Annotated in this window: 26 protein-coding genes and 2 pseudogenes; 16 read left to right on the top strand and 12 right to left on the bottom strand. The window is 68.9% G+C overall.

What is annotated here, in order from left to right; all coding sequences use genetic code 11:
- Positions 1-198: 198 nt before the first annotated feature.
- The 4 genes from ACIBK4_RS29510 to ACIBK4_RS29495 are packed head-to-tail and all read left to right on the top strand — an operon-like array spanning position 199 to position 3,914.
- Entirely contained in the window at positions 199-1,758 is a 1,560-nt protein-coding gene (locus ACIBK4_RS29510; protein ID WP_398999339.1) for a PP2C family protein-serine/threonine phosphatase, read from the top strand.
- Positions 1,755-2,849 (top strand): B12-binding domain-containing protein, encoded by a 1,095-nt coding sequence (locus ACIBK4_RS29505; protein ID WP_398999337.1) that lies wholly within the window; start codon positions 1,755-1,757, stop codon positions 2,847-2,849. The genes ACIBK4_RS29510 and ACIBK4_RS29505 overlap by 4 nt, the downstream gene beginning before the upstream one ends.
- On the top strand, positions 2,846-3,277 hold the full coding sequence (locus tag ACIBK4_RS29500) for an STAS domain-containing protein (RefSeq protein ID WP_398999335.1): 432 nt from the start codon (positions 2,846-2,848) through the stop codon (positions 3,275-3,277). Before ACIBK4_RS29505 ends, ACIBK4_RS29500 begins: the two co-directional genes overlap by 4 nt.
- A 55-nt stretch (positions 3,278-3,332) precedes the next feature.
- Entirely contained in the window at positions 3,333-3,914 is a 582-nt protein-coding gene (locus ACIBK4_RS29495) for a MarR family winged helix-turn-helix transcriptional regulator (protein WP_398999332.1), read from the top strand.
- A 304-nt stretch (positions 3,915-4,218) separates the two neighbouring features.
- Here the strand turns inward: ACIBK4_RS29495 and ACIBK4_RS29490 are convergent, their stop codons facing one another.
- A complete protein-coding gene (locus ACIBK4_RS29490; protein WP_398999330.1) occupies positions 4,219-6,135 on the bottom strand; it encodes a PAS domain S-box protein in 1,917 nt (638 codons plus the stop codon).
- Between the two features lie 391 nt (positions 6,136-6,526).
- Positions 6,527-6,991, bottom strand: a pseudogene (locus ACIBK4_RS29485) (fasciclin domain-containing protein); the annotation flags it as partial.
- Between the two features lie 54 nt (positions 6,992-7,045).
- On the opposite strand from ACIBK4_RS29485, the gene ACIBK4_RS29480 reads away from it, so the two are divergent.
- Positions 7,046-7,315: a hypothetical protein gene (locus tag ACIBK4_RS29480; protein ID WP_398999328.1), complete on the top strand. Its 270-nt coding sequence runs from the start codon at positions 7,046-7,048 to the stop codon at positions 7,313-7,315.
- Between the two features lie 143 nt (positions 7,316-7,458).
- Here ACIBK4_RS29480 and ACIBK4_RS29475 read toward each other — a convergent pair whose 3' ends face one another.
- Together ACIBK4_RS29475 and ACIBK4_RS29470 are read right to left on the bottom strand one after the other, a co-directional pair.
- Positions 7,459-8,070 carry an ISL3 family transposase gene (locus ACIBK4_RS29475; protein WP_399000061.1) on the bottom strand — a complete coding sequence of 204 codons (612 nt, stop codon included), beginning with the start codon at positions 8,068-8,070 and terminating at the stop codon, positions 7,459-7,461.
- A 200-nt stretch (positions 8,071-8,270) separates the two neighbouring features.
- Positions 8,271-9,014, bottom strand: a complete 744-nt coding sequence (locus ACIBK4_RS29470) for a hypothetical protein (RefSeq protein ID WP_398999326.1) — start codon at positions 9,012-9,014, stop codon at positions 8,271-8,273.
- 715 nt (positions 9,015-9,729) lie between these two features.
- Between ACIBK4_RS29470 and ACIBK4_RS29465 the strand changes: the two genes are divergently transcribed.
- The 3 genes from ACIBK4_RS29465 (at position 9,730) to ACIBK4_RS29455 (ending at position 12,772) form a co-directional block, all read left to right on the top strand.
- Positions 9,730-11,166 (top strand): carboxylesterase family protein, encoded by a 1,437-nt coding sequence (locus tag ACIBK4_RS29465; RefSeq protein WP_398999324.1) that lies wholly within the window; start codon positions 9,730-9,732, stop codon positions 11,164-11,166.
- A gap of 59 nt (positions 11,167-11,225) precedes the next feature.
- Positions 11,226-12,248, top strand: coding sequence for an alcohol dehydrogenase catalytic domain-containing protein (locus tag ACIBK4_RS29460; protein ID WP_398999322.1), 1,023 nt, complete (start codon positions 11,226-11,228; stop codon positions 12,246-12,248).
- Between the two features lie 74 nt (positions 12,249-12,322).
- The gene (locus tag ACIBK4_RS29455; protein ID WP_398999320.1) at positions 12,323-12,772 is read left to right on the top strand and encodes a cyclophilin-like fold protein; all 450 of its coding nucleotides are present in this window, start codon (positions 12,323-12,325) and stop codon (positions 12,770-12,772) included.
- A gap of 26 nt (positions 12,773-12,798) precedes the next feature.
- Here the strand turns inward: ACIBK4_RS29455 and ACIBK4_RS29450 are convergent, their stop codons facing one another.
- Positions 12,799-13,752, bottom strand: a complete 954-nt coding sequence (locus tag ACIBK4_RS29450) for a helix-turn-helix domain-containing protein (RefSeq protein WP_398999317.1) — start codon at positions 13,750-13,752, stop codon at positions 12,799-12,801.
- 129 nt (positions 13,753-13,881) lie between these two features.
- Here ACIBK4_RS29450 and ACIBK4_RS29445 point away from each other — a divergent pair, with 129 nt between their 5' ends.
- The 3 genes from ACIBK4_RS29445 (at position 13,882) to ACIBK4_RS29435 (ending at position 16,048) form a co-directional block, all read left to right on the top strand.
- Positions 13,882-14,277 (top strand): MmcQ/YjbR family DNA-binding protein, encoded by a 396-nt coding sequence (locus ACIBK4_RS29445; RefSeq protein ID WP_398999315.1) that lies wholly within the window; start codon positions 13,882-13,884, stop codon positions 14,275-14,277.
- On the top strand, positions 14,274-14,642 hold the full coding sequence (locus ACIBK4_RS29440; protein ID WP_398999313.1) for an MmcQ/YjbR family DNA-binding protein: 369 nt from the start codon (positions 14,274-14,276) through the stop codon (positions 14,640-14,642). The genes ACIBK4_RS29445 and ACIBK4_RS29440 overlap by 4 nt, the downstream gene beginning before the upstream one ends.
- 101 nt (positions 14,643-14,743) lie before the next feature.
- On the top strand, positions 14,744-16,048 hold the full coding sequence (locus ACIBK4_RS29435) for a replication-associated recombination protein A (RefSeq protein WP_398999311.1): 1,305 nt from the start codon (positions 14,744-14,746) through the stop codon (positions 16,046-16,048).
- A 230-nt stretch (positions 16,049-16,278) separates the two neighbouring features.
- Here the strand turns inward: ACIBK4_RS29435 and ACIBK4_RS29430 are convergent, their stop codons facing one another.
- Positions 16,279-17,688 carry a PLP-dependent aminotransferase family protein gene (locus ACIBK4_RS29430; RefSeq protein WP_398999309.1) on the bottom strand — a complete coding sequence of 470 codons (1,410 nt, stop codon included), beginning with the start codon at positions 17,686-17,688 and terminating at the stop codon, positions 16,279-16,281.
- Positions 17,689-17,772: 84 nt separating this feature from the next.
- Between ACIBK4_RS29430 and ACIBK4_RS29425 the strand changes: the two genes are divergently transcribed.
- Together ACIBK4_RS29425 and ACIBK4_RS29420 are read left to right on the top strand one after the other, a co-directional pair.
- Positions 17,773-17,982, top strand: coding sequence for a hypothetical protein (locus ACIBK4_RS29425; protein ID WP_398999307.1), 210 nt, complete (start codon positions 17,773-17,775; stop codon positions 17,980-17,982).
- A 454-nt stretch (positions 17,983-18,436) separates the two neighbouring features.
- Positions 18,437-18,777: pseudogene (locus tag ACIBK4_RS29420) on the top strand (3'-5' exonuclease); the annotation flags it as partial.
- 358 nt (positions 18,778-19,135) lie between these two features.
- Here the strand turns inward: ACIBK4_RS29420 and ACIBK4_RS29415 are convergent.
- From ACIBK4_RS29415 to ACIBK4_RS29405, 3 genes are all read right to left on the bottom strand, one after another.
- Positions 19,136-21,193, bottom strand: a complete 2,058-nt coding sequence (locus ACIBK4_RS29415) for a hypothetical protein (RefSeq protein ID WP_398999305.1) — start codon at positions 21,191-21,193, stop codon at positions 19,136-19,138.
- A 41-nt stretch (positions 21,194-21,234) separates the two neighbouring features.
- A complete protein-coding gene (locus ACIBK4_RS29410) occupies positions 21,235-21,888 on the bottom strand; it encodes a hypothetical protein (RefSeq protein WP_398999303.1) in 654 nt (217 codons plus the stop codon).
- 67 nt (positions 21,889-21,955) lie between these two features.
- Positions 21,956-22,573, bottom strand: coding sequence for a hypothetical protein (locus ACIBK4_RS29405; protein ID WP_398999301.1), 618 nt, complete (start codon positions 22,571-22,573; stop codon positions 21,956-21,958).
- Positions 22,574-23,346: 773 nt separating this feature from the next.
- Here ACIBK4_RS29405 and ACIBK4_RS29400 point away from each other — a divergent pair.
- Positions 23,347-23,871 carry a hypothetical protein gene (locus ACIBK4_RS29400; RefSeq protein ID WP_398999299.1) on the top strand — a complete coding sequence of 175 codons (525 nt, stop codon included), beginning with the start codon at positions 23,347-23,349 and terminating at the stop codon, positions 23,869-23,871.
- Positions 23,872-23,927: 56 nt separating this feature from the next.
- On the opposite strand, the gene ACIBK4_RS29395 is transcribed toward ACIBK4_RS29400, so the two are convergent.
- The 3 genes from ACIBK4_RS29395 to ACIBK4_RS29385 all read right to left on the bottom strand — a co-directional run bounded on the left by ACIBK4_RS29395 (position 23,928) and on the right by ACIBK4_RS29385 (position 25,556).
- The gene (locus ACIBK4_RS29395) at positions 23,928-24,899 is read right to left on the bottom strand and encodes a transposase (RefSeq protein WP_398999297.1); all 972 of its coding nucleotides are present in this window, start codon (positions 24,897-24,899) and stop codon (positions 23,928-23,930) included.
- A gap of 14 nt (positions 24,900-24,913) precedes the next feature.
- Complete coding sequence (locus ACIBK4_RS29390) at positions 24,914-25,096, bottom strand: hypothetical protein (protein ID WP_398999295.1); 183 nt, start codon at positions 25,094-25,096, stop codon at positions 24,914-24,916.
- Positions 25,097-25,412: 316 nt separating this feature from the next.
- The gene (locus ACIBK4_RS29385; protein WP_398999293.1) at positions 25,413-25,556 is read right to left on the bottom strand and encodes a hypothetical protein; all 144 of its coding nucleotides are present in this window, start codon (positions 25,554-25,556) and stop codon (positions 25,413-25,415) included.
- Between the two features lie 61 nt (positions 25,557-25,617).
- Between ACIBK4_RS29385 and ACIBK4_RS29380 the strand changes: the two genes are divergently transcribed.
- On the top strand, positions 25,618-25,770 hold the full coding sequence (locus ACIBK4_RS29380; protein WP_398999291.1) for a hypothetical protein: 153 nt from the start codon (positions 25,618-25,620) through the stop codon (positions 25,768-25,770).
- 175 nt (positions 25,771-25,945) lie between these two features.
- Positions 25,946-26,929: a phosphotransferase family protein gene (locus ACIBK4_RS29375; protein ID WP_398999289.1), complete on the top strand. Its 984-nt coding sequence runs from the start codon at positions 25,946-25,948 to the stop codon at positions 26,927-26,929.
- Positions 26,930-26,933: the final 4 nt, after the last annotated feature.

The following is a 26,933-nucleotide window of genomic DNA, read 5'->3' as shown; positions in this document are numbered from 1 at the left end:
GGTGCTGGTTGCCAGCGGGGTGCCGGATGCGGGATGGTTGCCTAAAGGCAACGTTTCTCCGAGTCGATGAGGTGAGGGGTCCGCTCAGCGGATCCTCAGTATTTGGTCTCCACACAACCGCAAGCCGCACCAAGGGCAGAGTCCGGATGGTCATGGGACCAGGCGCCTTATCCGGTCCTGGTCGCCGACGTCCGGGGCATGGTCATTCTGGTCAACAGCGCTGCCACCGTCCTTCTGCCGGACGCCCGCCCCGGAGACCGCCTTCACGACGTGGCCCCGGCCTGGCTCGCGACGGCCCACGACGCACTGCGGCTTCCGGGCCCGCGTGCCGGGCAGGGAACCGGCACACCGGTGGCCGGTGCGATCGGTGAGCGCTGCTTCGAGGCGCATCACAGCATGCGGGCCGACGGCGCGGTGGCCTGGTGGCTGGTGGACGACACCGATCACCGCACGGTGCGAGAAGCCCTGCACCTGGAGCGGGAACGAACCACGTTTTTGGCCAAGGCGTCGAGCATGCTGCTCTCCTCCCTGAACCTGGGGCGTTGCATGGACGTGACCGCGCAATTGGCCACCGAGCATCTCGCTGATGCCGCTTTGGTGATCGTGCCGTCGCGCGGAATGCGGCTGCCGGTGGTGACCTGCCTACGCGGCGGCAGCCCTGCCTTGGTCCGTGTGTCGGCCGACCCGGACGAGGTGCCGGGTCTGGGCGAGGCGTTGCGCGGCTTCCCGCCGGTGCCTTCGCGGTGGATCGATCCGGCCACCGCACCGGGCTGGCTGGTTCCTGAGGGGTTCGGTGCGGTCGGCTCGATGGTGATCACTCCGTTGCCGGGGCACGGTGTCGCGGCCGGTGCCCTCGTTCTGTTGCGCCGTTCAAGCACGCGGGCATTCACCCAGGGCGAGGAGGTTTTCGCCCGGCTGTTCGCCGCGCGGGCCGGGGCGGCGATGTCGGCCGCGCGGCTGTATGCGGAGCAGACGTCGATCGCCGAGGTGCTGATGCGGGAACTGCTTCCTCCGTCGCTGCACCAGATCTCGGGGGTGGAATTCGCCGGCGGCTACCGGCCGTCGGCGGATCACGAGCGGGTCGGCGGGGACTTCTACGACGTGCACCCCGCTGCGGTGGAAGGCGAGGCGTCGCTGGTCGCGCTCGGTGATGTGTGCGGCAAGGGCCTGGAAGCCGCTGTTCTGACCGGCAAGATCCGCAACACGCTGCACGCCCTTCTGCCCATGGCCGATGACCACCAGCGGATGATCAGTCTGCTGAACACGGCGCTGCTGAACTCCCACCACACCCGGTTCGCCACTATGGTCCTGGCCTCCGCCGTGCGGCGGGGAAACGAGGTGCACCTGCGGCTGACCAGCGCCGGCCACCCGGCTCCACTGATCCTGCGCGAGAGTGGCCTCGTCGAGGAGGCCGACACCCACGGCACCCTGGTGGGGGCCATCCCCGCAGCCACCGCCCGTACGGCGGTTGTGACGCTCGCGCCCGGGGAGTCGTGCGTGCTCTACACGGACGGGATCACCGAGGCCAGGGGCGGCCCCATGGGAGACGTCCAGTTCGGGGAGGAACGGCTGATGCGCGCTCTGTCGGAGTGCGCGAGCATGCCCGCCGAGAGCATCGTGGAACATGTCCAGATGCTCGCCGGGCGGTGGATCGGTCAGGGTCCCCACGACGACATGGCCGTCGTCGTGATCTCCGCGCCCCGCACTCACCACCTCACGGCGGTGAACGGGCACACTCGGGGCAGGTTCACTGGATGACCACCACTACCCCGCACCGCAGTCATGGTGACGAAGCCATCCAGCAACGCGTCGATGAGCTGTGGGAAGCCGTCCTTGCCACCGACGAGTACACGGCCACCGATGTCGTGCTGCGCGCTCTGAAAGAGGGAGTCGCCCCGGAGGGCGTGCTGCTGGACGTGATCGCGAAGGTACAGGGCAGGGTCGGCGAGGAGTGGGCCGCCAACCGCCTCAGCGTGGCCCAGGAACACGCCGCGACCGCCATCAACGAGCGGGTGGTCGCCGCCCTCGGTCTGCACTCCGCCACACGCGGCGTCCCGACCCGGGGCAGGATCACGGTGGCCTGCCCGGACGGCGAATGGCACGCCCTGCCCGCCCGCCTGCTGGCCGAAGTCCTGAAACTGCGCGGCTGGCACGTGGACTACCTCGGCGCCCAGGTCCCCGCACCCCACCTCATCGCCCACCTGCACCGTACGGATGCCGACGCCATCGCCCTGTCCAGCTCGATCGCGACCCGACTGCCCACCGCGCATGCCGCGATCACCGCGTGCCAGGCCGTGGGCGTACCCGTCCTCGTCGGCGGCGCGGCCTTCGGCACGGACGGCCGCTACGCCCGCCTGCTCGGTGCCGACGCCTGGGCACCCGACGCCCGTGCCGCTGCCGATCGTCTTGCCCGCAGACCGCTGTCCCGCCCGCAGCCCGACCACCAGCAGATCGACGACCTGCCCCACCTCGCCGACCAGGAATACACCATGGTCGCCCGCAACAGGTCCGCTCTCGTGCGCACCGTCTTCAGCGGCCTGGAAGACGCGTTCCCCGCCATGCGTTCGTACAGCGACCTCCAGCGCGAGCACACGGCAGAAGACCTCTCCCACATCGTGGAATTCCTCGCCACCGCCCTGTACATGGGCGACGAAGACCTCTTCACCGGCTTCCTCACCTGGACCGCCGGCATCCTGTCCGCCCGCGGGGTGCCCGAGCAGAGCCTGCCCCCGGCTCTGGACATCCTGGCTCGCGAGCTCAAGGACTTCCCGCGAGCCACCCGCATCATCGAACGCGGCACCCACGCACTGACCCTCGTCCACCGCACCACCGCCGGGACCCCCGTATGAGCACGACGCCCCAGGCCGGGCTGCGCCTGACCACAATCGACACCGAGCGCACGGTCCGCATCGAGCTGGCCGGCGATCTCGACTACGACAACGCGGACAGCCTCCTGGCAGCTGTCACCACCACCCTCGCCGAACACCGGCACCTGTCCGACCTGCATCTGCACTGCGCAGAACTCGACATCGTCGACTCGATGGGGCTGTCCATCCTGCTGATGATCCGCCGCAGGACCGGCGAGGCCGGTGTGCACCTCCATCTGGACGACCGCACACCGCAACTGGACCGGCTGCTGACCATCACCGGTATCCTGGACCACCTCACGGCGTCCCCGGCCGACGTTGTGAACGCTCCCCGCGCCCGGGAAGCCAGCACCCCGGCCTCATGGGAAGAGACATCCGCCCGCCCCACCGGGCCGCACGGCACCGCATGACACCCCCGCACAACACCTTCCATGGCATGAGCGGGACACACCGATGGGGAAGCACATGTCGGCACCGGACTCCGCTCCGCGCAGGTTCTCCCGCGAGGCCACCCAGTCGGCCGGCGCAATCGTCGAACTCCTCGACGTGATGTGGGCAAGAGCCAGAGAATCGGCCACCACCGCGCCCGCCTCCACCACACAGCTGCGACTGATGTACCTCGTGGACCGCGAGGGGGGCATACGCATGCGGGCCCTGTGCAAACTCCTTGCCACGGCGCCTCCCTCCGTCAGCCGCCTCTGCGACCGTCTGCAGGCCATCGGCTTCCTTGAACGTCTGCCCTGCCCCGACAGCGGACGCGAAGTCACCCTGCGACTGACCCCTGCGGGAAGAACACACCTGCTAAGAATCCGCGAGCAGCGCGAGAACATGCTCCACCGCGCCATCAGCGCCATGCCGCAGGCTGAAAGGCGTGCACTGGCCAAAGGGCTTGCCGGACTTCACACGCAACTCGGTGCGACGGCTGACGGGCACGATCTACCGAACGTATCTGCGCAGATCGGTATCTCACAGCCAGCATCACTGGAGCAGTCCCAGCACCACTTGGACGGGCTGCATTTGATCGGTCGCAGCGGCGAAAGCGCATAAGCGGCTGAACCCGGGCTCGCGCGGCGGCGTCGGCGTGTACCTGGCAAATCTCGGCCCGGCCGCCCCCGTCCGGGGTCGCGCGTCCGCGCGCAACGGATCCTCGTGGCGGTGTGCGTACTTTCAACGCCTGCGACTGCCCGGTCCCGATCGGTGTCCGAGGCGGGGGCATCTCGCCAGGAGGGCAGGGCCGGAGGCTTCTGCTGCGGCCAAGGACGGGTCTTGGTGACGGGCGCTCCCTTCGCCGGATTCGGCGTGCGACAGAGCAGCTCAGCGGGGACAGGGGAGCTGCCCGGGTCAGGAGTGGTTACTCCGGAGCGCCGCTCGTGTCTCCCGACGTGCCCTCGCCTTGGCGGTGAGGTGAGCCGGGCAGGGGGAGCGAGAACCACACGACTTTGCCTTCCTCGGCGAGCAAGGTGCCCCAGGTTGAGGCCAGTTGGTCGAGTAGAGCCAGTCCGCGGCCCGACTCCTCGTCGGGGCCCGCGGTCCTGGCGCGGGGCAGGACCGGGCTGCCGTCGCAGACTTCGATGTGGAGTTCGTCCCGGGTTCGGCGCATTCGCAGCCGCAGGGGGTCGCAGGCGTGGCGCACCGAGTTGGACAGTAGCTCCGAGGCCAGCAGGCAGGCCGTGTCGGTGAGGGTCTCGCAGTGCCAGTCCCGCAGGGTGCGGCGCAGGAATTGGCGTCCTTCCCGCACGCTGATGGGCTGTGCCGGGAGGAGCGCGGACACGGCGGTCACCGGAGCGGGCGGGATGCGGGCCAGGAGCAGGGTCACGTCGTCGCTGTAGTCCTGGGGGTCGGGCAGCAGGGCGGTGAGAACACAGTCGGCTGCCCGCTCCAGGCAAGTGGTGTCGGCGGCGGCCTTTTCCAGAGCGATGGCGAGAGCGTCGATCTGCAGTTCGATGTCGCTGGTGGGGGTCTCCACCAGGCCATCGGTGTACAGGGCCAGCACCGAGGCCGGCGGAACGGTCAGCCGGGTCTCTTGGTGGGGCACGTCGCCGACACCCAGGGGCACGCTGACGTCGACCGGTAGCCTGCGGACCTGCCCGGTGGGATCCACCACCAGCACCGGCAGATGACCGGCCGAACACACGGTCAGGGCACTCTCGTCGGGATCCAGGACCAGGTAGCAGCAGGTGACGAGTTGGTCGGGCAGCTCGCTGACGACCGCGTCCAGGGCCCGCATCAGCTGCCAGGGCGGCATGCCGGTCTTGGCCAGGGCGTGGGAGGCCGACCGCAGCTGGCCCATGACGGCGGCGGCCTCCAGGCCGCGGCCCATGACGTCACCGATGAGCACCCCCATACGGCCGCCGCCGAGGGCGATCAGGTCGAACCAGTCCCCGCCCACGCCGGGTCCCTGCCGGGCGGGGAAGTAGCGGCTGGAGGTGTCCATGCCGGGCAGGGGTGCGGGTGAGCCCATCAGGCTGCGCTGGAGGGTGAGGGCGACGTGGCGCTGCTGTTCGTAGAGTTCGGCGAGCTGGGCCTCGGCCTTCTTGCGTTCGCTGACGTCGCGGATGGCGGCGGAGACCAGAGTGCCGTCCGGGGTCTCCAGCGGGCTCAGGCTGATCTCGACCGGGAACTCGGCCCCGTTGCGGCGCAGTCCGTACAGCTCCAGTCCGGCGCCCATAGGACGCACACGCCGGTTGTCGACGTAGCCGTGCCGGTGGGCGGGGTGGTGATGGTGGAACCGCTGGGGGACCAGGATTTCCACCTGTTGTCCCAGGAGTTCTTCGCGTCGGTAGCCGAAAAGGGCTTCGGTCTGGGCGTTGACCAGTTGGATGGTGCCGGTGTCGTCGACGATGACGATGGCGTCGGGGGCGGCTTCCAAGAGGGCGCGGAAGCGGGCTTCGGCGGCCTTGCGTTCGCTGACGTCGCGCACGGCGGCGGAGATCAACAGTCCGTCGGGGGTTTGCAGGGGGCTGATGCTGATTTCGACTGGGAATTCGGCCCCGTTGCGGCGCAGCCCGTACAGGTCCAGATTGGCTCCCATCGGACGGACCTGCTGGTTGGCGGAATAGCCCAGACGGTGACTGGGGTGCTTAGCGCGGAAACGCTCCGGGACCAGCATCTCGATGGGACGGCCGAGCAGTTCGTTGCGGGGATGACCGAACAGCGCTTCGGTCTGGGCATTTACCAGGCGGATGATGCCGGTGTCGTCGACGATGACCATCGCGTCGGGGGCCGCTTCCAGCAGGGCGCGAAATGGCTCCTCGGCCACAGGGATCATGTTGGGATGGGTCTCACGACGGCCTGGTTCCATGGCCTATCTCAGCATCCACAGCACCGGGTGCGGGCATCTTGCATCGAAGTGACCAATCGTGACATTTTTCGTCCGTCGTCGAGGCTCGCGCCGTCCAATGTGGTCGTCGTCCCTTGTGACCTGTCCTCCGGTCCATACGGCACTGCGGCGTCGGTTCCGGTGCTGACGGGGCACTTGTGCCTGGTGCCCGGTGATGGGTGTCGTGCGGTCAGCGTTCGAGTCGGAAGCCGGACGGAGGCGAGGGCATACGGCGGCGTCCCAGGGGGCCGGGGCGTTTGCCCCGGCCCCCTGTCTTTCTCCCCGTCACAGGAGTCGGGCCGCCGGGCGCGACCTCTGCGGCGCCCGGCACGTGAGGGCGTCAGCTGGTGGGCATGAGGACGGTGTCGATGATGTAGACGGTGGCGTTGGCGGTCTTGACATTGCCGCAGACGACCTTGGCGGAGTCGTTGACGGTGTAGGACTCGCCTGAGCCGGAGGTGGTGACCTTTGACTTCTCCAGGGTGTCGAAGGAGCCGTTCTCCAGGTCCGTGGGGGTGAGCTGCCGGCCGACGACGTGGTAGGTGAGGATCTTCGTCAGCTGGGCCTTCTCGTTGAGGACCTTGTCCAGGGTGGCCTTCGGGATCTTCGCGAAGGCGTCGTTGGTGGGCGCGAACACGGTGATGTTCTAGGCGTTGTTGAGGGTGTCGACCAGCCCGGCCTTCTTCACGGCGGCGACCAGGGTGGACAGCGCCGGGTTGTTGGACGCGGCGGTGGCGACGGGGTCCTTGGCCATGCCGTCGAACGAGCCGGCTCCGCTCTCGGGGACACCGGAACGGGCCGTGCCAACGGCACGCCGAAGGACCGCGACCGCAAGGTCGAGGCAATCCGCACACTGCGCGTGGTACGCGCCAGCGCCATCAGGGCCCGTACCCAGACCATCAACCAGTTCAAATCGCTGATCGTCACCGCGCCCGATGCGACGCGCGAAGCACTGCGCTCGCTGACCACCGCCGAGCTGATATGCCGTCTGGCCGCCAGTCGACCCGGCTCCGGTCTGACCACCCCGGCCGCCGCCGTCAAACTCGCGCTCAAACGCCTGGCCAAGCGAAGCGTTATCAGCACCCGAGCGAAGAGATCGCGGACGCGGACGCCGAGTTGCGCGCCCTGATCACCCACACCGCACCCGGCCTGCTCGCGCTACCGAGGTTCCGGGGTCGGCTCCGGTTCCGGTGTGGCCCGCTCGGCCTGGACGCGGAGGCAGTGGTAGTGGGAGTTCACGGTCTTCCCGACCGCTTCGCACAGGTTCTGCCATCAATGAAAGCGGTCTGCCACCTGGATGGCGTCCGGCGCGCCGGTGCGGGCACCCTCGGCATACGCATCTCCGCGATCACGGCATACGACCTCGACGCCCGGGTGCTCGACCAGCCAGGCAGCCAGCGTGGCGGCCTCTCGATCCGGCAGGACGTCGATCGGCCGGTGCGGGGCCATATCGATCAGGATGGTGTTGTAGGTGTGACGGCGGCGCATCGCGAAGTCGTCGACCCCTCGTACCTTCACCGCCGGGGCCTCGGGTGCTGGCAGCGCGCGGATTATCTTGATGAGCAGGTCGCGGCCGCACGGCATGCCCAGCGACGTGGCCAGTCGTGCGCCGGCTCGGCCGGCCAGCGCGAGCGCAATGGCTACCAGGGCCTCGGTCAGCACCGGAGTCCGCCGCGCGAACGGCGTTGTCAGGTGCGGGACTTGCTCGCTGAACGTTGACAGCGCGCACGCAGGATTGTCGCTCTTGAAGCGGCGCACCGTCACCACTACCCCCGTCCTGCGCCCCGCCGACGGCGCCGCCAGCATCCGCTGGTAGCGCGCGTGAACCCGGGACGACTGCGCCCCGCACCCCGAACATCCCGCGATCTGCGCGGACGACCGCACAAAGAGCGTCACCGACAACCCATCGGACTCGACCCGGTCGACACTGACAGCTCTCAGATGGGGCAACAAGCAGGTCAGTACTCGAAGATAGGCACGCAGGTCATCCTCTCGGGCTCCACGGAGCCGATCGCGCCAGGGCGCGCTGAACAGCCAACTTCACGTGATCATCACCAGAGCCCGGAAATCCGTGAACACTGACATCAACTCCGTACCTGTCGCGTTTTCCGGGACAGGTACCGCAACCCCTGCTTCATGTAGACGCGGGGGTTCGTATCCAGGTACCGCGCCCACTCCGGCGGCTGCTGTTCGCCGCGCGCGGCGGCGTAGACCGCCAGCGCGTACCCGTAGATCTCCTCGCTCAGGTAACCCAGCTGGGACCGCGACCACCCGCTGCTGTCCCGTGTGAAGTCGAACGACGCGTTGGCACTGAAGATCCCCAGCCCGAAGTGGACCGTCAGCAGGTCCGTCAGCTGCTCGTGGTCGGGCCGCTGGGCGGTGGTGATCCGCCCCTCGTCCAGGAGCAGCACGTGCCCCAGCTCGTGCGCGATGGTCGCCACCAGCGCCATCGGCTGCCGGGTCAGGTGCTGACTGATCGCCACCACCGGACGTCCGCCCTCGCGCCGGTAGTGCCCGACGGCTCCGCCGCTGCGGTACTGCAGGCCCATCTTCAACCAGGTCTGCCGCTCGGTGTCGTCGTACGGCTCCACCTCTACCAGCAGCCGTCCGTAGTCCACCCGCATCCGCTTGCACACCCGCTGCACGGTACGCCGGATGTCCTCGTCCGACCCGGCGTAGGCCCCGGGGAAGAACTCGGCCGTCGGCTCCACCATCCGTTCCGCCCGCACCTCCGGCTCGAACTGGTCAGCCAGCCAGGCCATGTTGTCCTCGACCCACGCTTCCTCGGCCGTTCCCACCGGACACCGCACCGATCCCAGCCACCTCATGGCCTCCCCCTCACCCTGATGTTCCGACCCTCATAATCCTCTTCACACCCACCCCTGACTTCCCCTATGGGCGCGAGACCGACGGCGAGCCGGTCGGGTCCCAGCCCCGCGCCCACACGGCTGCCACCTCGGCCCGCGACGGCCACCTGCCCCCGCTCCGACCAGGCCGCGGTCACCGACGGCTCATCGCCAGAGCCCCTTTTCCTGCACGGACGATGTCGCTGAAGGCCATGTCCGCTGAGCAAATAGGGGCCGTCGGAGACGGGCCGAGGCGCGGCGCGGCCCTAGTTCTTCAGTCGGCTCATGGCGGAGGGGCCTGGGATAACGAAGCCCTCCCACGCTGCACCCGACGCCTTCTGCGGTCGGCTCGCGTTCCTGGGCGAGGCCGGGAAGATCACCGCCAGAGGCGGCAGCATGATCATCCGGCGTGCTCGGGCCTGCGAGTTGCACCGGCTTTCCTGGGCAGTCCAGCGTGTCGAGCCAGGGAGCTCGCTGACGGCAGCGCCTCAGGTCGCCCCCACCTGCCCGGCGGCGACGGGCCACGAGAAGAAGAACAGGAGGAGCAGACGGGTGTCGCCTGGTGACCATCAGGTGACCGCTGTCTGCCAGGAGATTTGCGGGGTCACGGGAAATGATTGGGGAGCGTCACCGCGAGCGATCCGCCGCCGACACGCCGCGCGAAACAGCCGTACCGCACCGGAAGGAATCTCACGCCATGACCGCAACCGCGCCCAAGGCTCCGACTGCACCAGGGGTGCGGTCCTGGTGGGGAATCCCGTACGCCACCGCCGAGCGATACCGCCGCCCCGTGGTCGCGGATTTCGATCCGGACCGCCCCTATGACCGCAAGGGCGTCGTCGCTGTCCAGCCCGACAGCGGCGACTGGCTCGAAGCGGACAGCGGGATGGGCGAGGACTGCCTGAACCTGAACGTGTGGGCTTCCGAGCAGCCGGCCGGGAAGGCGCTGCCGGTGGCGGTGTACATCCACGGCGGCGGATTCGAGTACGGCGCGAACACCCAGATCACCTCCAACGCCTCCGGCCTCGCCGCGACGGGGCGCGTGGTGGGCGTGTCGGTCAACTACCGGCTCGGCGCACTGGGTGCGCTCTCGCTCTCGCAGTACGGGGGGCGGCTCGCCGAAGCCAGCAACCTCTGTCTGCAGGACGTCATCGCCGCGCTGACCTGGATCAAGCAGAACATCGCCCACTTCGGCGGCGACCCCGACAACGTCACCGTCTACGGCCACAGCGGCGGCGCCTATGCCACCTTCGGGCTGCTCGGCGCCGCCTCCGCAGGCGGCCTGTACCGGCGGCTGGCCGGGTTCTCCGCCGGGCCCTCGCGTCTCCAGCCGGCCTGGTGGGCCGAGGAACTCGCCCACCGGTTCGTCACCGAGCTCGGCGTCGCGGACAACCCGGAGAAGCTGCTCGACCTTGACACGGCCTCCCTGGTGGCTGCCCTGCACAAGGTCACCCCGACGGACCTCGGAGTCCGTGGCGGGATGGACAGCAAGAGCCTCGGCGTCGTCCTGGACGCCGGACAACCCGGCGCGGTGCTGCACGCCCACCCCATGGACGAACTCGCTTCGGGCGCACACCGTGATGTCGACGTGCTGCTGAGCATGGCCAGTGACGACATGGGCTGGTGGGTGGCGAACGACCTCGACCGGTTCGACCCGCACACCGTCGACCGCATCGTCGACGAGGTCGCCGGGTGGCGCATTCCCCGCTCCCGCGCCAAGAAGATCGTCGACGCCTACGACCAGGGCGGCCGCACCCCTGCCGAAGTCCGCGCCGCACTCCTGTCGGACTACATCTTCGGGCTCCCCGCAGCCCGCGGCGCCCTGGCGCACACCGCGGCGGGCGGCAACGCCCATCTCCTGATGATCGGGCCCGCCGAGGGCGCGCCCGCCGTGCACGGCACCGAGATGTACGCGCTGGTCGGCCAGGAGCGGCCGGGCCGCAGCGCGGAACAGGCCGAGCGTGACAAGCGTATCCGCGACATCGTGCTCGACTTCGCCACCGGCGAGCAGCCCCGGCTGTGGGCCGCCGTCACGAACCGGCCCACCTCGGAAAGCGTCGGCAACCCTCCCTTCGAGGCCACCACCCGCTATCGGCAGGCCCTCGACCTGTGGGAGGGCATCGACCGCCCCTGACGGGCATCGGGCGATACCCAACCGCGCACCACGGGGGCGAACAGAGTGAGGAATCCGACATGAGCCAACCGACAGCAGTCGGCGAGGCCGCACCAGCCACGATGCGGGCCGTCGTCGTCACCCGGCCCGGCGGCCTCGACGCACTGGAGATCCAGGATGTGCCGGTGTCTGTCCGCAAGCCCGGCTGGGTGCGGATCAGGGTGAAGGCGTTCGGCGTCAACGAGTCCGAGGTCACCACCCGCAAGGGCGAGTCGGATGCGGAGGTCGGCTACCCGCGTGTGCCCGGCATCGAGGGCGTCGGCGTGGTCGATGAGGCCGACGAGGACAGCGGGCTGCGGCCGGGACAGCAGGTGGCCACGATGATGGGCGGCATGGGCCGCTCCTACGACGGCACGTACGCCCAGTACGTGAGCGTCCCAGCCGGGCAGGTCATCCCGTTCGAGTCCGGTCTGCCGTGGGAGGTCGTCGGTGCGCTGCCGGAGATGTTCCAGACCGCCTACGGATCGCTGACCACCGGCCTGGACCTCAAGGCCGGGCAGACGCTGCTGATCCGCGGCGGCACCTCCACGGTCGGGCTGAGCGCGGCCACGATCGCGAAGGACCTCGGAGCCACCGTGCTGTCCACCACCCGCAGCCCCGGTCGGGCCGGGGAATTGCGGGCCGCAGGCGTCCACCATCCCCTCGTCGACAGCGGCACGATCGTCGACCAGGTGCGCGAGCTGATGCCGGAGGGTGTCGACGCCGTACTGGAGCTGGTGGGCTGCTCGGTCCTCGCCGACACCCTCAACGCCGTCCGTCGGTACGGCACGGTCTGCTTCACCGGAGCCCTGGCGGGCCAGTGGACGATCCCCGATTTCAGCCCGTTCATGATCCCGGGCGGGGTGCGGCTGACGTCCTACGCCGGTCAGGCCGCCGACCTCCCGGCCGACATCTTCGCTCACCAGCTCCAGGCCATCGCCGCAGGGCGTCTCAACGTCCCGGTCGCGAAGGTCTACCACGGCCTGGAACAGATCCGTGACGCCCACGCCGACATCGAGTCCGCCACCACGCCGGGCAAGCACGTCGTCGTCCTGGACGACTGAGACCCGGGCAACCCAGAATGGTAAGTTAATCGACTTGCCATCGCTGGGGTGCCGAGATTGCCTTCACGGCGTCCGTGCCGAACCGACGCGCGTACCCGATGAACGCGGCGTCCGTATCGGCCGCCGACGATCACTCCAACTACACCCTGGAGAGCGGAACCCCTATGAGAATCCGGCTGACCGCCGGAGAAACCGTCCTCAGCGCAGCCCTCGCCGACAACGCGACGGCACGCGACTTCGCCTCGCTGCTTCCGCTGACGCTTCAGACGGACGACCTGTTCAAGCGCGAGAAGTACGGTCGCCTCCCCCGGTCTCTCGCTGAGGGAGGCGAGCCGCGGTTCAGCTACGAGGTCGGCGACATCGCTTACTGGTCACCCGGTCCCGACGTCGCCATCTTCTACGCCCACGACGGCCAGTCCATCCCCGACCCGGGCATCGTCATCCTCGCCACCATCGACTCGGGGGCCGATGCCCTCAAGAAGTACGACGGCGCGGTCGAGATCACCATCGAGGCCATCGACTGAGACCCGGCCGGACACCACCGAGATCGTCAACCCAGGGGAGGAGGGGGGAGGGCCGGGGCCTCGCCGGCCGCGAAGGCGGCCGGGGTGAGACCGGTGCGGTCGCGGAAGAAGCGGCCGAAGTTCGCGGGGTCGGTGAAGCCGAGGTGGGCAGCCACAGTCCGGGCATTCCACCGGGCACCGCCCAGCAGGCGCCGCGCTTCCAGGAGGCGCCGCTCGTCGATGAGTTCACGTACTCCCTTGCCGGTGGCGTCCCGGGCGGCACGGCTGAGGGTGCGGACCGAGCAGCCGAGCAACTCGGCGTAGTCCGCCGCTTGGTGCAGCTCACGGAAGTGCAGCTCCAGGGCGTCCAGGAAGCGCCCGTACCTGTCGGCGCGGCCGGTGCCGGCGGTGGCCGTGCCGAGGGGGGCGATGCCCGGGGAGTTGGCCAGGCGCAGCAGCAGCGATTCGAGCAGGCTGCGCCGCAGGGCGTGGTGGATGTCGAGGGGGCGGCGCCCCAGGGCGCGGTGTTCGTCCAGGAGCTGGAGGGCCGTCTGCTGGAGCCAGGCGGTGTCGTCGGGGTGCGGGCTGAGCACGGCGGGGGCCTCGTGCGCGGTGAGCGGGGCCAGGAGACGGGCGAGGTCGGGCCGCAGGACGTCCGGTTCGAACAGGATGAACGGGCCGCGGGCCGCGCCGGGCGGATGCCAGCACTGCGCGTGCCCGGGACGCACCCACAACCACTGGCCGGGGGCGATGGTCCGCGTGACGTAGTCGACGTCGTGCCGCAGCTCACCCTCGGTGACCGCGATGAGGTAGTGGAAGGTGGCGCGGCCCGGACGGGGCGGGTTCCACGGCCAGTCGTCGTGCTGGGCGAAGAAATCCTCGACGGTACTCACCTCAAGGCCGTACGGCGTACCGACCGGGGGCTGGAAACCGTACAGCCGAACCGCGGCAGGACCGGCCGCGGTTCCGCTCGCGTCGGGGTGTCGCTTGTCGACCATCACGTGTCCGCAGCCTACCGCCCTTCTCGTCGGTTTCGACGGAAGGATGGAACGTGCCACCGCGCCCGCGCGGCGCGCCCCCTACCTCCTTCGATGCCGCAGTCCGTCACCACCCGAGAGGGCCCACCGCCCATGAACGCATCGACCCTGCACAAGACCGCCGCCGACTGCGCGGAGGAACTGCCCGGCGCGCAGCTGGAGCATCCCTTCGGCCCGGAGTGGGAGGTCTTCAAGGTGCGCGGCAAGGTGTTCATGCTGATGACCGAGGTCCCCGGGCGGCCCGTCGTGATCCTCAAGGCGGACCCCGGCGAGGCCGCCGCCCTGCGGGAGCAGTACAGCCACATCACTCCCGGCTACCACATGAACAAGAACCACTGGATCACTCTGGAGAGCGGAGAGGGCGTCGACAAGGAACTGGTCGAGGAGCTCGTCATCGACTCCTACCGGCTCGTCGTCGCCCATCTGCCCAGGGCCGAGCGGCCTGTCGACCCGCGTACCTACGGCACCGGCAGGCGGGCGGCCCGGTGAGCGCGGCCGGTGACCGCCTCCAGGACACCGCCCGCCAGGCGGCCCTGGCCCTCCCCGACGTCAGCCACGGATTCCCCTTCACCCCTCGACTCGACGTGTACAAGGTCGCGGGCAGGGTGTTCCTGATCGTCACCGACGACCCGGACGACCAGATCATCACGGTCAAGTGCGAGCCCGAGCACGCCGGCGCGCACGTACGCGGCTACCCCTCGATCACCCCGGGCCGCTATCTCGACAAACGCCACTGGATCTCCCTGGGGCCAGGCCCCGGCATCACCGAGCGGCTGATCACCGACGCGGTCGAGGATTCCTACGACCTGGTCGCCGAGCGGCTGCCGCGACGCGACCGCCCCAGCGCCCGATGAGCGCCGCGAGCTTCCCCGCGAGCGGCTGAGCCGACGCCTGTCAGTGGCCCGTGCAAGGCTCGCCCCGTCCGCACCCGTCCACTCAACAACCCGAGAGACCGATGGAACCGACCCTGCCGCTCTTCGACGAGGAGCCCTCCCGGCCCCTCGCCGACCGCCTGCGCCCCACCCGGCTGGAAGATGTCGTCGGGCAGGACCACCTCCTTTCCCGGGACGCGCCGCTGGGCCGTATGGTCGCCCAGCAGCGCCTCAGCTCCGCCATCCTGTGGGGCCCGCCCGGCGTCGGGAAAACGACCATCGCCCGGCTCCTCGCGGACGCCGGCAACCTGGCCTTCGAACCGGTGTCGGCCACCTTCTCCGGTGTGGCCGATCTGCGCAAGGTCTTCGCCGCAGCACGAAGCCGGCGGAGCATCGGTCAGGGCACCCTGCTGTTCGTCGACGAGATCCATCGCTTCAACCGTGCCCAGCAGGACAGCTTCCTGCCCTACGTCGAGGACGGCACGATCACCCTGATCGGCGCCACCACGGAGAACCCGAGCTTCGAACTCAACGGTGCCCTCCTCTCCCGCACCCAGGTCCTCGTCCTCAAACGCCTCGACGAAGCCGCGCTGTCCACGCTCCTCGACCGCGCCGCCCAGCTCACCGGCCACCATCTGCCCCTGGACGACGACGCCCGCCGCGCCCTGATCGCCATGGCGGACGGCGACGGCCGCTACCTCCTCAACATGGCCGAACAGCTCCAAGCCCTCCCGGAGAGCGAAACCACCCTGGACACCGCCGGACTCGTCCGTCACGTCCAGCAGCGGGCCCCGCTGTACGACAAGGCCCAGGAGGGCCACTACAACCTGATCTCCGCGCTGCACAAGTCGATGCGCGGCTCCGACCCGGACGCGGCCCTGTACTGGCTCGCCCGCATGCTCGACGGCGGCGAGGACCCCCTGTTCGTAGCCCGCCGCCTGGTCCGCTTCGCGAACGAGGACATCGGCATGGCCGACCCGCACGCCGTCCAGCAGGCCCTCGCCGCCTGGGACGTGTACGAGCGACTCGGCTCCCCCGAGGGCGAGTTGGCGATCGCCCAAGCGGTCGTCTACCTCGCCGCCGCCCCCAAGTCCATCGCCGTCTACCGCGCCCTCGACGCTGCCCACCGCGCCGCCCGCCGCACCGGCTCACTCATGCCACCCGCGCACATCCTCAACGCCCCGACCCGGCTGATGAAGGACCTCGGCTACGGCAAGGACTACCAGTACGACCCGGACACCACCGACGGCTTTTCCGGTGACGACTACTTCCCCGACGACATGGACCACGAGACGTACTACCAGCCCACCCGCAACGGCTACGAAGCCCAGATCAGCGAACGGCTACGCCACTGGGCCGCCCTCCGCGCTCGCCGACGCAGCGGCTGATGCGGACGCGTGGGCAGCGCACAGTGTGTGTACACGGCAGATGTCGCGCACAATCCGCATCCAGCGTCCCCCTCCGACACGATGTTCCATGCTATCGCCCCCGTGTTGACGTCCAATCAAGTCGACGCAGGTCAGCGTGCTGCGCAGGACTAACTTCGCTGTCGAAGGACACGAACTGCGATGCGCCCGCTGCTGTGGGATCTCAGAGGGGCGGGTGTGGGCATCGGGTGTCAGCGGCTGTCCTGGATTGCTTGGTGGAGTTGGCGGACGGCTTCGGTCACCGCGTTGTCGGCGAGGTTCCCGTATCCGAGGACCAGACCGTGATCGGCGTGGTCGTTGGTGGCGTGGTAGGTGGTGAGGTCGGCGACGCGCAGCGACCGGGCGGCTGCCGCTGTGACTACTGCCGCGGTGTCCAGAGTGGCGGGCAGGCGGAGGATGAGGTGGAGGCCGGCTGCGATGCCGGAGATCGGGGCATGGGGGAGCTGTTCGGCGAGGGCTTGCACGACTGCGTCGCGTCGGTTGCGGTACCGCTTTCGGCAGGCCCGGAGGTGGCGGTCGTAGGCGCCTGATTCCAGGAGTGCGGCGAAGGCGAGTTGGTCGAGGGGCGGGGGTTGGCTTGCTGTCTGGTCGGCTTGGTGCAGGTGGTTGGTCCAGTGTGGTGGTGCCACGATCCACCCGATGCCGAGTGCGGGGGAGAGGATCTTGCTGAGCGACTTGAACAGGACGACGCGGGAGGGGTCCATGCCTTGGACTGTCGCGACCGGACGACGGTCGTAGCGGAACTCGGCGTCGTAGTCGTCTTCCAGTACGACGCCGTCCACCTGGCGTGCCCAGTGCAGCAGGGCGGCGCGCCGTTCGGGGGCAAGCACGCTGCCCAGGGGGAACTGGTGTGCCGGGGCCGTCAGTACGGCCCGAAGGCCGGTGTGTGCGGCGAGGTCGTCGGTGCGCAGGCCGCCGCTGTCCGTGCGGATGGGTACCGGGTCCAGGCCCGCCGCCCGGATCACCTCGCGCAGCCGTGTCCAGCCCGGTTCCTCACAGCCGACGGCGGTGATGCCGTCGGCGCGCAGGGCACGGCAGATGCGCCGTACCCCGTCGGTCACACTCATGCACACGGTCACGTCCTGCGGCGTTGCCGAGACGCCGCGGGAGCGGCCCAGGTATTCGGCGAGCAGTTGTCTGAGCCGGATGTGACCGCCGGGCGGCGGGTAGCCGAATTCTGTGAACGCCGCGGTGGTCACCTGCGTGCGGACGGCCTCGGCCCACCGGCGGCGCGGAAACGCGCGCAGGTCCGGCAGGCCCGGTGCGAGGTCGAAGCGGGCCGCGGGAGCGTGGCGGGGGGTCAGGTGCTGGGAGTCCGCGTCGGAGGTGTTCGACCAGCACACCCGCGTGGCTGAGCCGGTTTGTGCCTCCAGGTAGCCCTCGGCGATGAGTTGGCTGTATGCCTCCGTCACTGCCCATCGCGAGCAGCCGAGGTCGGTGGCGAGCTGCCGGCTGGGCGGCAGGGCGGTGCCGACCTCGATATGGCCGTTCCTGATCGCGTTGCGCAGTGCCCGCTTGAGCCGCTCGTGCAGTGCTCCGTCGCTGGGGTGTCCCAGGTGCAGCAGAAGATCCCCGGCCAGATTGGTCTGTGATACCCGCATGCCATTGGACGGTAGCAGCGAACCATTTCTCGGTAGCTTCGATTGTGCCGACACAGCGGATGGCTGGCCGGCACCGACGAACGCATGAAGGAGGCTGTCGTGGTTTTGGTGAGGAGTGCAATGCCGGCCCAGGTCCACCCGTTGTTTCACGGAGTGTTCAACCAGTGGCAGGCCAAGGCCGGTGTCCTGTCGGCACTGCCGAACGCGCCCGTCGCGGCGGACGACGCCCGGCAGAACGGGCCTGCGCGGCGCTGGCTGCAGGCCCGGTTTGAACAGGGCATCGACTGGCCGTAGCCCCCCTTGGCCTGCGTACAGGGACAGTTGAGCGGTTGCTGCCGGAGGGATCCGGGGGATCTGTTCCGGTACACCGGCGTTGTCCGGCCGGTCCGCGGACCGGCCGTGCGGGCCAGGCCGTGCCGCGTGGCTCGTGCCGGCAAGGGAGTTGAGCCCGGTGTGTTGCCTCGATCTGAGCCGGACTGGTGGTGGATGCCGTGCTACACGGTCACGCGGCCCGTCAGAAGCTGCTGCGCCGGGGTGGCGTACCCCGCGCCCCGCAGAGGCCGAGATCAGGTGGGACCGGATGCCGGACCCGGCGCAGCGCCAGTTGATCGAACAGCCTGACGGACCATGTGGCCGATGCCTCTGGCGCGGTACGGGGCTCGGCCGTCCGGCCTGCAGATGCTTCGCGTCGGGGAGTGCGGAGGGCCGGCTCGCGGAGAAGGACATCCGGTCGGCCGACGAGCTGACCGCCGTGGAAGACCTGCAGCCCCTGGTCGACCTCGTCGACACCCACGGCACCGACGCGCCATCCTCGCCGCCGTCGCCCGGCTCGTGCCCGAGCAGCACGCCCAGGTGACCGTGGCGACCGCGCACAAGGCCAAAGGTCGCGAATGGCCCCGCGTGAAGATCGCGGATGATTTCACCCCGCCCAGGGACACCGATCAGCAAGATGTCGAAGGCCGGGCCGTACCTGGACCCATCGACGACGCAGACGCCCGTCTCGCCTACGTTGCTGTCAGCCGCACACGCTCCCGCCTCGACCTCGGAGGCCTGTCCTGGATTCACGACCATCCACACGGATCGCCATGACACCGTGCGCAGCTCTGAGCGGATAACTCTTCCGGTGGGCTATCTGGTAGTTGCTCAGCTCAGGATGTCTGTTCCATCGTCGAGGGGGAGGGGACGCGAGACGTTGGAACGGTGGTGCTCCAAGGGGAAATGCTGCCCCGCTTTCTGTGGGGAGATGCAGGTGCAACCTGTTGAGCACATTGTGGTAGACGAGCTGGTTGCTCAGATTGTGGGCGCCGTAGCTGTAGAAGATGTCCGTCGGTGTGCTCGTGAGGGTGTCCGCGTCCTTGGGGCAGATGCAGACCGCCCCGCCCGGACAGCCGTGCACGGTCCTGTCGCTCGTGTGTGCCGAGCCTGTGCCGGCCGCTGTCCATATCGTTCACCAGCAGCTGGTCGAGGATACCTGGGCTGACGACAGCCGAAGGAGGGCCGATAGGACGGTAGCTGTGGTGAAGACATGGCGTACGTCGCAAAAGAGCGGACCTGCGTCGATCGTGGCCCACGGCTCGTAGACGTGCGGATGGGTAAGGCGCAGGCAGGCCGTGCCGTCCCAGGAACCGTCGGGCCGCTGCTGGTGCAGGAGGGGGCGGACGAGTTCGAGCGCGGCGGGGCGGAGGCCTGCCAGGAGCCGGCATTGGAGCAGGAGCGCTCTCTCGTAGGGAGTGTGGGCCGCGTAGGCGCGTAAGGCGGTGATCGTGGCAGCCGTAGGTTTCTCGGAGTGGCCTGCCATGCTGCTCAGGGCCTCACGTGTCGCATACAGCGGAGAAGTCCACCAGTAGGAGAGCCACAGACCGTTTGCTGGCTGTCGGGCACGTATGAACTTCCGGGCAGCGTCGAGGTGTTCGGGCGGGGCAGTGTCGGCGAGTGCCGTGAGCGCCAGCGGTGTTACTTCGACCGTGGGTGCACTCCAGGCTTCGCCGGGGGTGGTGCCAGGCGGATACGTTGTGACGCCGCCGGACGGGGAGAGGCAGCTGAGAAGCAGTGCCCGTGCTGAGGTGGGGATGTGGTGGCCATGGCCTTGAAGGGCGGCGCAAGCCCAGGCTGTCGAGTCCGCGTCGTCGCCGGTGGTGGCGTTGTAACCCCATCCTCCCCTCGGCGTGCGCGTGGCTATCAGCCAGTCCAGTGCGCGGTTTGTGGCGTGATGCAGTCCGGCCGGGCGAAGTCGGGCGGGGATCTTGCTGAGAGCGGCGAGGACATAGGCGGTGACCCATTGGTCTGCCTCGCCGACGGGGAGGTGGAAGTCCCTCCAGGGGCCGTCATCGCGCGCGGCGAGCAGGAACTGAAGTCCACTGGTGATTGCGTCTGACAGGTCACAGGACGACGACGGTGCGCCGGTGGTACGGCGGGGCGTCGGGGGAGGCGGTTCGACATAGACATTGACGTGCCGGGAGGCGTCGGGTTCATGGCCGAGCCCGACGAAGCGCACGTACTGCGCGTTCGTGCCGGAAGGGTCCTGTCCGCCGAGCGCCGACCACGCTTGCTGGAACTGTCGTGCGTCCATGTCCAGCCGCGTGAGCAGTTGCCGGGTGCAGTCCAGGCGGTTGCCTGTCGGCCAGCGGGTTACCGCGAGGTCGGTCTTGAGTGTGGCCTCGCCCTGGGGATGGATCTCAAGGGTGACAACGAACGCCTGTGGGGGGTAGGGGGCGCGGCCCCCCTTAGGGAAGGCGTCCAGCAGGCTGCGCACAGCGGGTGCGTGCTGGTGGCAGTGCAGGGTGCGGTACCAGCGGGCGAGCCACCCCAGGTCCACGGAGCCGGAACGGAAGTAGATCTTCACTCTGCCGGGCAGACCGCCTGGGAGGATGTCGACGGCTAGGGCCGCGGGCCAGGATTGCTCGGAGACCTGGCCGGAGATGGCACACAGGGTCTCGAGGCCACGGTGTCGCCCCAGCGAGGCCAGGACCCGGCCTGCGCGCCGCCAGCGGTCGACGGGGCGATCACGGTTGAGGTTGAGGTAGGGCTTGAGAAGGATGCCGCGTGTGTCGGCGCCCACGCCCGTCCACAGTGCACTGCGCCAGTGTTCTGGCCACGCTCGTTCGATGGGAAGCACGTGCGCAAGTACGTCGTCCGCGAACCACCCGGGCATCCCGGGATGTCCCGCGGTGACGCATGCCTGATCCAGTCGGCCGAGCGTGTGTGCTAACCGGCTGCGGGGGCTGTCTCCGGGGCGTCCTGACTCGCACAGGAACCGGACCGACGGCCGGTCGCTGCCCGAGCACAGGCACCATTGGAAAGGCAGACCATTGGAGTTGATCTGCGACAGCCCGGGGTATGCCTCGCCGAGAGGCTGGTCCAGAGCTTCTTCGGTGAGTGTCTGGAAGACGTGTGCCAGGAGGGCGTCCGTCGGTCGGGCAAGGCCGCTCCACTGCGTGAGCGCGGCAAGCTGACGGGACACAAGGGCGGCCAGCGACAGCGGCGGCCTCGCCGCGTCCTCCGGCATACGGACGGCTTCTGGGTATCGAGCGGCTTCGGAGCGAGCCTTCAAGGAGCCCTCTGGATGATGTCGACCGAGCCGTCCAGACCGCGTGCTCCGGTCGGTCCTGTGGCACCGTTGGGGCCGACCTCGCCGTTCGGGCCCTGCCGCCAGCCGTTGCCGCCCGGCCCGGCGCCGCCGCCCGGACCCGCTGCTCCGCCGAGGCCCCCTCGCCCGCCCTCAGCAGCCGCGTGGAGCGTTCCGGTGGTGATCCGGTTGGCGACGATAGTGATGCTCCCGCCGTCGCCACCACGGCCACCCGAGGCCCCGCCGCCGCCCAGGCCGCCGTTGCCGCCGTTTCCTCCGTTGCCGTGACGGTCACCTTCATCGGCCGGGGTGCCTCCGACGCCCCCGGGCCCGCCGGCGCCGCCCGCGCCGCCTGAACCACCGATGCCGCCCGCTCCGCCGTGGGTGTTCACGTTGAGACCGACGACGAAGTCGTCGACCTCAATGGTGATGTTGCTTCCGCTGCTGCCGTTTTGGCCCGCCGTGCCCGGGGAGCCGTCCTGCCCGTTGTGTCCGGTCTCCCCATTGCCGGGGGGATCGTCGCCGTTCCAGTGGTCGATGCCGTTCGCGCCTGGCTGTCCAGCCGCGCCCGCGTTTCCCGGTGTCCCGTTGATCCCGTTGCTGCCGTCAGTGCCGGACGCGACGATATCGGGCATGGCTGCCTCCTTACCGATCGAGCTGTGACGATTTGAGTGAGAAAAGCCAGCGACACGCGATAACAGGTCATCCGACCTTTGAGGAGGCCTTCTGCGGCTGCAGACCTTCCACGGAATACGCCTTGATTTTCACCGGCCCCTGGCACACCAGTCGCCCGTTGCCATGGATTTTGATGTTCCGCGCAATCAGCGTGTGCGTGGTCCTGCTTAGCGTCAGCGTCGCGTGGTCTGCGATCTCGATGTCTCGCAGCATGGCCGCGTTGATGACAGCCCCTGTGAGCTCGATGAAGCGGTCCAGCACAGGCTTCCACTGAAGGAGACTGGAGGGGTCCAGGCTCTGCGTGTAGAGCCGCGCCGCAGTGTATGCCAGCGCTCGCGCATCCGCCCGGGTCTCCGGATCATCCGACTCCAGTTGTGCTGGAGTGATCAGCGTACGGCCGAGTTCCGACGGAAGGCAGCACGCCGGGATCGGCTTCGCCTGCTCTCCGAGTGAGTTGATTCCCAGGGCTTCCCGGACCTCGTCGATCGACCGGGGGTGTAGTTGCCGGAATGCCGACGTGAAACGCTTCGAATCTGGAGCGAGTGTGACGCACTCCTCGTATTCGAGGGTTAGGTCCTGCGCGGCGTCTGAGGATGACTTTGCTGAGTCGGAGCTGTTTCGTCCGTCTCCGGTCTTGGCAGCCATAGCAGTCCCCCTGCTGATGGGTGCCGCGGTAGAGTCCGCGGATCCCAACCAGTAAGGCAGATCGGATATTGGCTGACCAGAGGTATCAAAAATTCCGGTCTACGTCGCAGTAAGGTAGTCGGCCAGCCGTCTCCCGCCCAGCCCGCCCGCCTCTGGACGGGCCGCACGGGGCTTGCCAGTCGGCACGGACATCGCGCACACCGCTGGGGACCGGCCGTGCCTCTTCCAGCGGACACGACAAGGAGCTCCAAGTCTCCTACTGACTCGGCGTCACGCCCCAACAATCCCCAGGACGACAGCGGAGCCAACACGGCCTTGTGGATGGCCGTCGCCGATCCGGCCAGGGAGTCCACCGTCCGGCCGGGTTGCCGGGCGTGGGGCGAGGGTCCGGTGGCGGCCACTGTCGTTGATACGGCGATGCCGTACACCGCGCCGAAGGCGCGCACCCCGCCCTCGATGAGTCGGCCCCGGTGGTGGAGGCTCAGGTTCCCATCGGACCGGATCAGGAGGACGATGCCGTCGACCAGGGGCTGCCCCGTATGCGGTCTGGTCACTCCGCCTGGTGTTCGGGCCCCCGAAGTCCGGGCTGCTGAAGCTCGGGCGGTGGCCCGGTGGCTTTATTCACGAGTAGTGGGTTCTGGCACAGATCTTGGGGAGCGGTCGCGGAGTGTCACCGCGACGACAGCATGAGCTGGGTCAGCCCGCAGGGCGGTTTGCCGGGACAGTTCAAATTTCCGGGTGCGCTCGCGAGCCGTGCTGGCATCGTATGAACCATGGCAGCGATAGACGACACATCCGAACCTGACAGCCCTGTCCGCAGCGGCTATCCGCCCCTGGTGGCGGCAGTGTGGCTGTATCAGGCGGATCAGTTGTGTCCGGAAGACCTGCCGATGACCGCTGCCCAGGCACTCGCAATGGGAATGGACACGCCAGCCCTGTGTGAGCTCGCCGGCCTGCCGCGTCATGCGGACCCCCGGGACATCCGCGACGCATTCGAGCAGGCTCTCGAAGAATTGGGGATCCTTCTGCCCGATCACCATCTGGCCCGGCGATACGCGCTGCGCAGGCTGGCCACGCGATTCACCGCCGGGGAGGTGGATCTCGCCGAGTTGGCATCGGACGAGTGGTCGGAGATGGAGGGCGGGACCGCTGAGGAGCAAGCATTCGTTGCGCTACTCCCGCCATGCGCGTGCTGCATCGAGTACACGCTGGGGCTCGACGAGGCGGCATGGGAAGCACAACTACGGATCGCGGCCTGTGCCTTGGTCTCGCATCCCACTGTCGGGCCGCGCTTCTGACGAGTGGGGTCAGAAGGCGTTCCTGGCGCAACATCTAGGGTCGCGATCGCGGAGGGTCACTGCAGCAGAATCATCTTGCGGAGAAGTTCGAATCCGGCGCGCCCGTAAAGCTGCCGCTTGATCTTCTTGATGCGGTTGACGGCGCCCTCGATGCTGCCGGAGCTCCAGTCGAGAGTGAGCCCGGCGGTCACAGCGTCGAGGTCTCGGCGCAGGTGGAGTGCGAAGCCGGTGAGCCCGGGTAGCTGGCTGGCGTCGACTGCGCCGATCCAGGTGGGGAGCGTGGAGCCGAGACGATCGGTGAGTATCTCGCCGAAGTCGCGGACGTGCCCGGCCGCCGTGTCCAGTTCGGGACAGCGGGCCAGGACCTCCCTCAGGCTGGCCCGGTCTTCCTCGGCCAGGGCCGAGGGGTGCCGGGTGATCCAGCCGGTCACCTGCCGCACCGTCGGCGGCCGCGGCGGCGCGGCGGACGGAGCCCCGCGCAAGGTGACGACGTGGGCGCGGACCATGCCGTAGGTGACGGACGCTTGCTCGGCCACCAGCTCACCGTGGAGTTGGGTGACGCTGGTGCATCCCTCGGCGAATCGTCGCTCCAGGTGGGGCTTGTAGGGATCCAGCCTGTTGGGCCGGGGCCGGTTCTCGCGGATGGTGTCCTGCCAGCGTGCGGCGTTCGCGTACCGGAGGACGGTGTTCAGTCCCCAGCCCAGGTGGCGGGCGATCGCCCGGCGTGAGTGGTCTTGGGCGAGCATCTCGTGGACCAGTGCGTGTGCTGCCTTCTTCCGCTCGGCCCGCCGGCCGACGGGATCCGAGTCGTCCTGCGGCCGACCGGGAGCCGGTCGGGTGCCCTGCGGTGGCATGTCGCTGGGCGAGGGTCCACGCAGGCAGTCGCGGTGGGCGGCGACGCAGGTCTCCACGGCTCGGCCGAGGCTCTGCCAGAGGTGGAACCGGTCGGCGACCTGCACAGCGTCGGGGCCGCCGCGCCGGGCGCCCTCGGCGTAGGCGGCGGCCCGGTCGCGGCAGATGATCTCCACGCCGGGATGGCGGATTAGCCAGCCAGCGGCCCGGCTTCCCGTGTCGGGAGCACATCGACGACGCGACGGTCTTCGACGCTGGTCAAGACGGTTGAGTAGGTCTGGCCGCGACGGATCGCGAAGTCGTCCACGCCCAGCACCCGCGGAGTACTGAACGACGGATCGGGCAGTGCCATGACCCTGCGCAGCATGGTCATCCGTCCCACGGCGAAGCCCAGCTGGGCCGCCAGCCGGGCGCCGGCCCGCCCCGCCAGGGCGAGCCCACTCGCTCCAGGACGCGGTCGAGCCGCGTGGTGAACCGTGCGTACGGGGCGGTCAGCCGGGAGAACGGTTCGGCGAACGTCCGGCGTCGGCAGCCGGCCGATCCGCAGATGAAGCGCCGGACCGTCAGCCGGATCACAAAGGTCTGCTTAAGTAGCCCAGGCGGAAGACTCGCGAGGAGTCTGATGCTTACCTTGCCCGCCGTGGTCACACTGGCCGGGTGAGAGACCAGAACCGATGGGCGGCTTGCTTTCATGTCTGTTCCCTGTCCGGGCCTTCGTAGGCTGCTTCCAGTTCGGCCGGGATCACCGCGCCTTCGGCGAATCCGCCCGTAGCGAGGTCCAGCCAGACCAGGCTCAGCCGGTCGTCGGCGATCGGGTCACGTAGTGCAACCACCGTGTAGGCCGCCCAGGTTGCGGCAAGCAGGCCGTCGCTTTGCGCCGGGAGCGCAGAACATATGGCGGCAGGCGTCGAACCCTTCGACCATGATGGGCTGTTGGGCCTGACCGTGCCATCGCTCGACGGTGAGGACGGCCTCGTGGGCTTCGACGAGGTGCTGGTCGACGGCAAGGCGCCGTACGCCGTTGGACGCGTATCCGAACTTCTGTGAGACGCGGCGGGAGGTGGTGTTGTGCGCGAAGTTATGCAATCTGTCAACCTGTCTCAGCGCTCAGGTGTTGTACGGCGTCTCTGCTCACTGGCAGCGTGACGACCGCGTTAGCATCAATCGCAGAACGGTCCCAGGGTGGTTGGGATTGCCCACGGACGAGTTCGGAGATGCCAGTATGGAATTCCGGCCGATCAATCGCGCTTCCGGCGCGTTCCAGCAGTCGGTGACGGCCGGTGCGATCCAGCAGATCTTCCGTCGCGTCTACGGTGCCGATGCGCGGGTCACCTCGGCCTTTGAGCTGGGCACGGGTATGTACAACAACGTCTATCGCGTGACAGTGGCCGGACAGGAGCGGCCGGTGATCCTCCGGGTCGCCCCGGAACCCGCCCGGCAGTTCCGGTCCGAGCAGCAGCTGATGCGCAACGAGTTCGCGTCCGTGCCCTACCTCTCGGTGATCGCGCCGCTGATGCCGCGGGTCATCGCAGCGGACTGGTCGCACGAGGTGATAGGCCGGGACTGGATGGTTCAGAGTCTCCTCGGTGGCGTCCCGGCTCCCGAGCGCCTCAGTGGCTATCCACGTACGGTCTGGTCGGCGTTTTTCCAGCAGCTGGGCAGCATTTCCCGGTCCGTGCACGACGTGCACGGACCGCGCTTCGGGCCTCTCAACGGCCCGGGGTACGCCACCTGGAGCGAGGCGGTGATCGCGTCGCTGGAGGAGATCGCCGCCGACCTGGACAGGGTCGGCCTGGACGCAGCCGATGTGCGGAAGGTAGCCGCAGTGGTCGTGCATGAGAGCGCCGTACTGGATGAGGTCACCGAACCCAGTCTGCTGACCGGGGACTTGTGGACCGTCAACGCCCTGCTGGACGCGGTAGCCCCCGAGCCGGTGATCACCGGTGTGCTGGACTTCGATCGCTGCCTCTTCGGTGACAGCTCCGCTGACTGGACCATCCGTATGGCGACGGCCAAGGACGACGAGCGGACCGCGTTCTGGGAGACCTACGGCGCCCTGGACCGCTCACCTGCGGCGGTGTGGAGGGGGCGGGTCTACGAGGCCCGGCACCTGGGCGCGATCCGTCTTGAGCGCCACAGGCTGGGCAAGGACTCGGGCGGCGAGACCTACGGTGCGATGGCCGAGGTGCTCGCCGGTCTGACCTGACCGG

The organism is Streptomyces sp. NPDC050528 (assembly GCF_044457795.1).
In the GTDB taxonomy this organism is placed as follows: domain Bacteria; phylum Actinomycetota; class Actinomycetes; order Streptomycetales; family Streptomycetaceae; genus Streptomyces.
The sequence above is the reverse complement of the archived record's forward strand: the minus strand, read 5'-3'. Positions and strand labels throughout refer to the sequence as shown.